Consider the following 9,218-nt stretch of genomic DNA (forward strand, 5'->3'; position numbering starts at 1 on the left):
TTTCTGAGTGGTAACGCCGAAGGTCGTCGGTACAAAACCTCGATAATATCTAACTTTATAGATAAGTCTTCCTGTCACCACCTATCTTATTTCTTTACTTAAATTTATCGTTTTACGTTTCTCTCATCACGCTCAATTATCAACACGTTTTTTAGTTTTATTACATTTGCCTCAGCGCTTCTGCGTCTAGTCTCAAATATTCCTGTTGCTGAGTATCTTTGTAAGTTATCGAATGCGGTAGGGGGAGAGTAATGATGAGCTTGGTTTTTCAACGGCCTTAGCAGGAATGACTGGTAGGCCTTATACGTGTGTTTGCACACACGAATAAGGCACTTATCGCTCAATTAGCACAGACAGCTATGACCAACATTACAACTGGCCTGAGCGGTGATATTACAACAGCGTGATAAATTTTGGCGCGATGCACAGCGCGATGTATCCTGACATGTAGTGCCAGGTCTTGTGGTGCCCGTCATTGTGCCAAAACCAGCGCCGGCTACCTGAGGAGTTTGCTCAAGCTGAACTTTGTTATCCTGTGTCAGTGATTAAAGCTTTTTCTTATTGATTTTCAGTTTCATGGATATTTCCTTATCTATTTTTTGAAGGCTCTCGCCAATATGTGAACGTTTTTTGTTCAAATTAAGTCTATTTGATTAATTAAGGATATGAAAGAGCTGTGAGTGTAATTGAGGCAAAGTAACTCAAAGAGTGGGGGAAAATGAGAAGTGGCGTGACCACTTCTCACAGGGTATTAAAACTGTTTGGCGTATTCTTCTGCCTGGCGCCAGACGCGCAGGGTGTTGCCGCCTAGGATTTTCTTGATCTGTCCTTCGGTGTAGTTACGGTCTAGCAGACCCTGTACCAGGTTAGGGTAAGTTGAAACGTCTTTTAATCCGATAGGCAGAGAATCACCCACACCATCATAGTCAGAGCCAATGCCCACATGGTCGATACCAATCAGCTTAACTACGTGGTCAATGTGATCCAGTACTTGCTCTAAGGTGGCATATGGGAAGGGGTTTTTCGCGCGATACGCCGCTCTGAAATCGGTTTTACTCTTGCCCTGGCTGGTCGCCTGCTCTTCTGCTTCGTTACGTTTATCGTACCAGGTACGAGAACTATTGGTCACAAAGCTGGAGCCAAAGTTGATCTGAATAACACCACCGTTCTTTTTCAGCGCCTTCAGCATTTTGTCATCCATATTGCGCTCAAAGCCCGGAGTGTATTTACGCAATGAAGAGTGCGAGGCGATCACGGGCACTTTAGATAGTTCCATCACCTGATAAAACGCAGCATCTGAAATATGTGAGACGTCGATCAGCATGCCAATCTTATTCATTTCAACGACCAGCTCTTTACCAAACGGGCTCAGGCCTTTCCATTTACGACGAATGTCATAGGACGAATCGGAAATATGGTTACTTTGCGAGTGGGCCAGTGTGATATAACGCACACCACGATCGAAGAAGTGTTTCAGGTTTGCCATGTCACCTTCAATCGGTGAGCCATTCTCCATGCCCATCGCGACAGAGATCTTCTTTTCGCGGAAATGGCGATAGATGTCTTTGGTGTTGTAGGCCATCGCGAATTTATCCGGTGCACGTTGTGCCAGCGCTTCCATCCCGTCGATCAACTGGTTAGCCAGCTGGTAACTCTTGCCTTTGCCTTCAAATTCCAGGTTCGCGGGAATATAGATCGACATAAACGGCGCATTCAGGCCGCCTTGCACTGCGCGAGGGTAGTCGAAGTCGCCGCTTTTAGTGGCCTTAGTCACGTCTTCCCAGTGCTCCAAAATACGATAGGGCACATCGATGTGGGTATCGATCAGAATATTTTGCTTAGCAATGTGTCTGGCGCGTTCAGACGCCTGAATATCGTTGGCATAGGCATTCGACAGGCTTAAAGCCAGTGCGCAGAGTGTAGCGGGTAACTTCATGGATTGACCTTGTTATTCTTTGTAGTGTGTGTCGATTGTAGCAAGTTGGCGTTTATCTACAATCTATTCTGTCGGCTAGCCTGCGGGGCTGACCGCATTTATTCGTAGTTGTATTCCTGTGCCTGCATGGCCTGAAACTGGGCTTTTGAGACAATATTCACCGACTCGTGTAGCTCAGAATAAACCAGCAGAGCTTCACCCGACTTGAGCTGCGCGTGAACCTGCTCGACTTTGCGTTCTGTACTGACTTCACTGTCACCATAGTCGGTGCCTTCACGTAGCACATAATGCTCAATCAGGTTGCTCAGTGTGGTTGGGTCCAGTTGTTGGTATGGAATGATCATAAATTATTTAAACTCGGTGAGTTAGTAATGAGTGCAAATAAGCCGGTACGACCTGCTCAAGCCAGAAAACAGGCTTAAAAGGATTACGACCTGCAATAAAGCCGACATGACCGCCACGCTGAGACACCGCTAGCGTGACCTGATCACTGATCTGATCCTGAGTGGGCACCGCACGGCTCGACAGCATAGGATCGTCGGCTGCGTGGATCAGCAAGGTTGGCGTGGCTATCTGTTTTAGATAGGGCTGAGCACTGGCCTTGGCGTAGTAGTCTTCAGCACCTTTGAAACCGTGTAATGGCGCCGTGATCCGCTCATCAAATTGCCATAGATCGCGGATCTGTTGTATCTCGTCGCGGCCGATCTGTAAGGCGTGCTCTATCTGATCAAACTTACGGGCGAATGATCGCTTCATGCGATCCAGCAGGTATTTTTGATACAGCTTAAAACAGCTCTTGCGGATCACCTGACAGGAAGACGACAAATGATAGGGTGCTGAGATCACCGCGGCCCCATCCAGCAGGCTGTTATTACCTTGCTCCCCCAGGTATTTGGCCAGCACATTACCGCCCAGTGAAAATCCTACCGCATACAAGGGGCGGTCGACAAAGCGTTGTTTCAGTGTGTCGAGCAAAAATGCCAGATCGCCGGTTTCGCCGCTGTGGTAGGCTCTGGGTTGACGATTTACCTGACGCGAGCAATTGCGAAAATGCATCAATACGGCATCCAGCCCGGTGGCGGTCAGGGCACGGAGCAGCCCTTTGGCATAGAAGCTATTGATATTACCTTCCAGCCCATGTAGCACGACAACCAGTGGAGCTTGCTGATCCCCTTTATTGGCCCAGGCCAGTTCTAAAAAGTCATCATCGGGTGTTTCGAGGTGCTCATAGCGCACATCGGCTTTCAGGGTTGGCCTGAACATGCGGGGCAAAATGGTTTGCAGGTGACGATTGCGCATCCACCAGGCGGGTTGAAAGGTTAACTCTGACGGCTTTAACATGTGGTTCGAATTTCCTGTAAATACCTCTGCAACGGCGAAGCTCATACCCAGAGTAGCATCGTAGTTTGTTCCTGTGTTGTCCGCGATATTGGCGAGACTGGTATGATGAGCCTGAAATGAGAGCAGTGTATCAAACTGGGGGAAATAACCCAAAAAATGTTCGGATAATACCAATTTGCTTAATTAAGTGTTCTATTTTGAGGCGAGAAAATAGGGTCGATAACACCGCTCCCGCGTCCTGCTACCGCTGAGGCACCTACATCCATATAGGCGAGGCGAAAATTTTGCTATTTAGTTGTTCTAAATAAGAAATTTTTAACGCCGTTAGCGTCCTATTTGCTCCTTCAAATTGAACAGGTATTAAGTGAAATTGGTATAATAAAAAGCACCCGATCAGCAGGGCTGATAAGGTGCTTTGTGCGTCGTGCTTAATTCTAGAACGGGAACTAATTGCTTAACGTTTTAACAACATGTTTCGAATAACATAAAAGAGTGTCGACTGTTACTCAGGTACTTCTGCTTCTTGTACTTTCTTGATGAAGTAGTAGACGTAGAAACAACACAGTACGATTACCACGCCCAAGATGCCGAAAGAGAGAAATAACACTGGGTCAGTAAAAAAGTCTCTGAAGAATACGTTCATGTCTGTGCCTCCTGATTTGTCGATGAGGTAATCTTAGTCGAGCATGCACAGACCAGATATGATCAAGATCAAGTTTCACCAGTGCCCATGCGGGACTTGGTAAATTGCTTGATCCCGATCATGTTTTTGCGGGGATAAGGCCCTGTTGAGCGGGTGTCAGGTAGTGAGTTAGATTGTCCGCAGACGGGTTTGGTTGCTGGGGGTGCTGATTGAGATAGTCGAGAAGCAGTGACTGCTGTAGCTTCTCCTGGGCCAGCTCCGCTTTAAGCATAAGCTGGCGCAGCTCGGCATATTGCGCATAGTGCTGGTGTTGCTGTTTGAGTGTGGCGCGCACCTGGCGCTGGGGATGCAGCACTGTGTGGTCAAAGGTTTCGCACACAGTATGCAGTCCTGCAAATTGTTCAGCTGTGAGCGAGATGCTGTGTACGTCGAGATACATCAGCAGCAGGATCAGATTAACGTTTTTATCCTCGCTTTCTTGCAAGCTCAGCAGCGCATCTTGCATACCTGCACGAGCATACTGCGTGCAGGCATAGGTCCAGAAATCTGCAGCGTCTAGCATATCTCGCCACTTTGCTCGAAACGCGCCTGTTTCTCTTCCAGCTCTTCAAGCGCCAGAAGCAGGGCTTCCTCGGTGTCATTCAGCTCAGGCGTCAGCTTAGCCTGCTGAGCCAACAGCTCACTGAGTTTGCCTTTATTTTGCTCTGAGTACAGGTCGTTGTCGGCCAGCGCCGTTTCCACCTCAGCCAGTGCAGCACTGAGCTTATCCAGCTCTTTTTCCAGCTTATCTATGGACTTTTTCAGCGGTTGAACGGCCTTGCGGAACTCGGCTTCCAGGCGTTTTTGCTCTTTACGGTTTACACTCGAATGGGCTTTGTCTTCACTGCTGTCTTTGCGCACCGCTTCTTTATTGGCGTTGAGCAGCCACTGATAGTAGGCATCCAGATCATAACCAAACGCACTCACCTCGCCCTGATCGACCAGGTAATATTCGTCTGCGGTGTGTTTAAGCATATGGCGGTCGTGGGATACGGTGACCATCGCGCCCTCAAAGCCTTGCAGTGCCATGACCAGCGCATGGCGCATTTCCAGATCCAGGTGGTTGGTCGGCTCATCCAGCAGTAACAGATTCGGTTTTTGATACACCAGCATGGCCAGCACCAGGCGGGCTTTTTCACCACCGGAAAACGGTTTTACCGGCTCCAGTGCTTTGTCGCCGTTAAAGGCGAAGCCACCCAGAAAATCGCGCAGTGATTGCTCACTGGCTTGCGGGTCGAGACGTTGCAGGTGTGTCACAGCACTGGCACTGAGATCCAGCGATTCCAGCTGATGCTGGGCGAAATAACCAATTTTGAGCCCCTGATGCTGAAATACTTCCCCTGCCTGCGGGGAGAGTTCACCTGCGAGCAGTTTGATAAGCGTTGACTTACCAGCGCCGTTGCGGCCCAGCAGGGCGATACGGCTGCCCGGCACCAGGTTGAGTTTAATCTTGTGTAATATGGTCACGTCACCATAACCGGCCTGAGCCTGATCCAGTGTCATCAGTGGGTTAGGCATGTTGTCCGGATTACTGAACTCAAAACTGAACGGTGAGTCTGCATGAGCGGGGGCCAGTTTTTCCATCCGCTCCAGCGCCTTAACCCGGCTTTGCGCTTGTTTAGCTTTACTGGCTTTGGCTTTAAAGCGGGTAATAAACTGCTCCAGATGGGCAATGGTGGCTTGTTGCTTGTCGTATAACGCCTGTTGCTGTGCCATACGCTCGGCCTTTTGGCGTTCAAACTGTGAGTAGTGGCCTTTATAGACGTTGAGCTGTTGTTGGTCGACATGCCAGATCTGATCGACCACCGCATCAAGGAACTCGCGGTCGTGCGAGATCAGCACTAACGTGCCCTGATAGGCTTTTAAGAAACGCTCCAGCCAGTAAACAGCATCGAGATCAAGGTGGTTGGTTGGTTCGTCCAGTAGTAACAGATCGGCGTCGCGGATCAGTGCCTGCGCCAGGTTCAGACGCATTCGCCAGCCCCCGGAAAATGCACTCACGGCATCGCTGAGTTGTGCATTGCTAAACCCTAAACCATGCAATAACTCCCCAGCTTTGGCTTCAATACCATAGCCGCCGACCACTTCTATCTGCTGATGCAGGCGCGCCTGTTCGGCACCATCACCAGATGCTTCGGCACTGTGCAGCGCACTGCGCAGGGCATAGTATTCAGGGTGACCCTGCAGCACATAATCCAGTGCACTGACGGCCAGTGCCGGGGTTTCCTGTTTTACGGATGCAATGGACCAGTCTTTCGGAATTTGCAACTCGCCGGCATCCAGGTGTAGCTCTGATTTAAGCAAAGCAAACAAAGAAGATTTACCACAGCCATTGGCCCCGACCAGGCCCACTTTATGTTGTGGAAACAAGGTCGCACTGGCATTTTTAAGCAGTGTTTTACCACCGCGCATAAGTTCAATATTCGAAAGCTGGATCATACCGTTACATCACTGTTTGATTATGCACGCATCATAACACGGATCCTCGCAGACACTCCAAGCGTATCAACAGTGAGTAATATAGGATAAAATGGCCCCACAGGGCGTGCGGCCCGTGAAATGAATCGTCATTTGAACTGTCAAAGGTTCAGCTAACCTGAGGTAACTAAAGGTGAGAAAGAAAAAGCGCTTTATTGCAGGAGCATCCTGTCCTGAGTGTCATGAAGCAGACGTGATGATGTTGTACAAAGAGCATGACGTTGAAAAAGTTGAATGTGTGAAGTGTGGTCATATTATGACGCAACCGAAAGAAGCTGTTCAGGCTTCAACGCGCCAGTTTGAACAGGTTATTGGTGTGTTCAGACCTGAATAATCGGAGCCAGAGCGACTCCGTAACAGTATCAATAGTGTGGCGGAGGCGGCTCCTGATGCTGCGGCATCATGCCTGAGTCTTTACCTTCTTTAATTTTTTCTGCCAGTAATTCAATCTGGCGCTGCATTTTGGCAAGGCGTACCTGATGCGCACTCAGTTCATTGTTTAAAGTCTCTATGGTATCGTCCTGAAACGCCACTTTGGCTTCCAGCTCATTAACGCGATTTTCGAGTTCTGTCATGGTTACTCTCTTGCAAATTGTTCTAACAGGCCGCTGGAGCTTTCTGTCAGCAGAGTTGCATCGTTTCCTGTAAATGCGACATCAAAGACAACGGCTGACTTGGGGCGGCTCCCCTGTCGTGGTTTTACGCGCCAGGTAGCGAGCTTTTCACCGTCTTCAACCTGCCATAGGGTAAGTTGTCGGTTTGGTGAGCCTGTTGCAATTAACCGCCCATCCTGATTAAAGCGCACGGCACTGAATATCTTTTGCCGCGCAATATACTGCAATTGCGCTTTGATTTCACCTGAAGTGAGCTGCCAGATACTGGCCTTTTTCATACTGTCTGCGGTAAACGCATAACGTCCTTCGGGATCCAGCGCGACCTTAGTGACCCGGCTGGGGTGGTTAAAACGGTGGATCACCTGCCCAGTACGGGTGTCCCAAAAGTAGGCGCTGTAATCGTTGGCGCCGCTTAAGGCGAAGTGGCCATTGGGTGACAACGCAATACTATTAATTTTTTCTTGATGACCAAGGAACTCTATGCGTCTGCCGCTATCTAAGTCGAGATGTACGACCACATTGTCGCTGCGTCCGTAAAGAATATAGCGACCTTCGTTGCTGATTGCGATGTCTCTGATGGAGCCTTGTTCTATCTGGTAATAGCCAATATTCTGGCCGTCGGATAAACGCCAGACGGCAAAGCGATCATTGGCTGCAGTGACGGCGCTGGAATTATCGTGGGCAATGGCCAGCGAGTGAACCAGTTCATCGGCCTGTTGAGATTGGGACCACTGATATTTTAAGCCATGGGTGGTGTTATCCCATAAAACCACCCCGTGTTCGATGGATGACACTAAACTGTAACGCCCGTCGTGTGAAATAGCTGCGGCAAAGGCGCCGCGCGCGGCATGCTCGACGGTTAACAGGGCGTCAGAACTGTCCCCTGAGCAGCCAGATAGTGATGAAATGATGAGTAATAAGGCATATTTTGCATTGTGCCGTAAAATTTTGGGCATAAATTCGGTATTTCCTCTTAACTCCATGATTTGCACCGAGTAGACTAGTGGGTAATTTGCAGAGGCCACAAAACTGATATTAGCCTATCGGTATATGAATGTCGCCGATCACGAAATGAATTTTCTGTCAAATTAGAGAAATTTGGCTTTATGCGCTTCGGATGTTAATGTGGCATCCACCCTTTTTAAGATTAATATAATTTTAACAAAGACACCCAACCAGGATAGTGATAGTCGCACTCTGAGCCTGGGTTTGTCGGAGAGAAAACATGAAACACACAATTAAGTTATCTTTAGTGGCTGCTGCAGTTTTGGCACTGACCGCTTGTAATCAAAAAGCAGAAGAAAAAACGGCCAAAGTTGAAGAAGTGAAGCTGGAGACTGAAGTTCAGCAACAGGCTTATGGTATTGGTGCATCGGTTGGTAACTTCCTGCAAAAAGACATGGCAGACAAAAAAGAGCTGGGTATTGAGTTAGACCAGGCTCTGATCATGCGTGGTTTCAAAGATGCGCTGGATGGCAATGCAAAACTGGACGAAGCGAAAATTCGTGAAGTGCTGACTGCATTGGATTCATCTGTACGTGAAAAGCAAACTGCAAAAGCACAAGCAGATGCTGAGAAGAACAAAGTGGAAGGTGCTGAGTATCTTGCCGAAAATGCGAAGAAAGACGGTGTGACTGTAACCGAATCAGGTCTTCAATATGAAGTGCTGAGCGAAGGCGAAGGCAAAAAGCCAGTTGCCACTGACATCGTTAAAGTACACTACAAAGGCACTTTGCTGGACGGTTCTGAATTTGACAGCTCTTATTCACGCAACCAGCCTGCAACTTTCCCTCTGAACCAGGTTATCGCTGGCTGGACTGAAGGTCTGCAGCTGATGGCAGTTGGTTCTAAGTATAAGTTCACTATCCCTTCAGAGCTGGGCTACGGCGAACGTAATCTGGGTAAGATTCCGGCGAACTCTACGCTGGTATTCGAAGTAGAACTACTTGAAATCCAGGAAGAGAAAGAGCACGGTCACGCGCACGACTCAGAGTAATATGTTGTGTTGTCCCAGCCTTGTCTATTGGTGGGGCTGATAAAACAGACAATAAAAAAGGACCACATTGGTCCTTTTTTATTGTCTGTTTTGCTACTTTAAAGTGTCACTCTGTGTGATCAATCTTCGCTGTGGTTAGCGTACAGGTTATCAATCAGCTCATCTTCGAGT

The 9,218-nt window shown here is 48.5% G+C and carries 10 protein-coding genes; 2 read left to right on the plus strand and 8 right to left on the minus strand.

Annotation, left to right across the window (positions count from 1 at the left end; all coding sequences use genetic code 11):
* Positions 1–751: 751 nt before the first annotated feature.
* The 6 genes from CWB98_RS23110 to CWB98_RS23135 form a co-directional block, all read right to left on the minus strand.
* A complete protein-coding gene (locus CWB98_RS23110) occupies positions 752–1,936 on the minus strand; it encodes a dipeptidase (protein WP_138546941.1) in 1,185 nt (394 codons plus the stop codon).
* Positions 1,937–2,034: 98 nt separating this feature from the next.
* Positions 2,035–2,280 (minus strand): YheU family protein, encoded by a 246-nt coding sequence (locus tag CWB98_RS23115; protein WP_046006938.1) that lies wholly within the window; start codon positions 2,278–2,280, stop codon positions 2,035–2,037.
* 7 nt (positions 2,281–2,287) lie between these two features.
* Positions 2,288–3,277 (minus strand): hydrolase, encoded by a 990-nt coding sequence (locus tag CWB98_RS23120; RefSeq protein ID WP_138546942.1) that lies wholly within the window; start codon positions 3,275–3,277, stop codon positions 2,288–2,290.
* A gap of 502 nt (positions 3,278–3,779) precedes the next feature.
* Positions 3,780–3,920, minus strand: coding sequence for a DUF3149 domain-containing protein (locus tag CWB98_RS23125; protein ID WP_010386996.1), 141 nt, complete (start codon positions 3,918–3,920; stop codon positions 3,780–3,782).
* Positions 3,921–4,038: 118 nt separating this feature from the next.
* On the minus strand, positions 4,039–4,482 hold the full coding sequence (locus tag CWB98_RS23130; protein WP_138546943.1) for a TIGR02444 family protein: 444 nt from the start codon (positions 4,480–4,482) through the stop codon (positions 4,039–4,041).
* Complete coding sequence (locus tag CWB98_RS23135; protein ID WP_138546944.1) at positions 4,476–6,398, minus strand: ATP-binding cassette domain-containing protein; 1,923 nt, start codon at positions 6,396–6,398, stop codon at positions 4,476–4,478. The genes CWB98_RS23130 and CWB98_RS23135 overlap by 7 nt, the downstream gene beginning before the upstream one ends.
* Before the next feature lie 172 nt (positions 6,399–6,570).
* On the opposite strand from CWB98_RS23135, the gene CWB98_RS23140 reads away from it, so the two are divergent.
* Positions 6,571–6,771 carry a YheV family putative zinc ribbon protein gene (locus CWB98_RS23140; protein WP_010386993.1) on the plus strand — a complete coding sequence of 67 codons (201 nt, stop codon included), beginning with the start codon at positions 6,571–6,573 and terminating at the stop codon, positions 6,769–6,771.
* A 28-nt stretch (positions 6,772–6,799) separates the two neighbouring features.
* Here CWB98_RS23140 and CWB98_RS23145 read toward each other — a convergent pair whose 3' ends face one another.
* A complete protein-coding gene (locus tag CWB98_RS23145; protein ID WP_054017639.1) occupies positions 6,800–7,012 on the minus strand; it encodes a SlyX family protein in 213 nt (70 codons plus the stop codon).
* A gap of 2 nt (positions 7,013–7,014) precedes the next feature.
* The gene (locus CWB98_RS23150) at positions 7,015–8,007 is read right to left on the minus strand and encodes a WD40 repeat domain-containing protein (protein ID WP_138546945.1); all 993 of its coding nucleotides are present in this window, start codon (positions 8,005–8,007) and stop codon (positions 7,015–7,017) included.
* Positions 8,008–8,276: 269 nt separating this feature from the next.
* Between CWB98_RS23150 and fkpA the strand changes: the two genes are divergently transcribed.
* Positions 8,277–9,047, plus strand: a complete 771-nt coding sequence (gene fkpA, locus CWB98_RS23155) for an FKBP-type peptidyl-prolyl cis-trans isomerase (RefSeq protein WP_138546946.1) — start codon at positions 8,277–8,279, stop codon at positions 9,045–9,047.
* Positions 9,048–9,218 lie beyond the last annotated feature (171 nt).

It is taken from the genome of Pseudoalteromonas rubra, assembly GCF_005887115.1.
Lineage (GTDB): Bacteria > Pseudomonadota > Gammaproteobacteria > Enterobacterales > Alteromonadaceae > Pseudoalteromonas > Pseudoalteromonas rubra_F.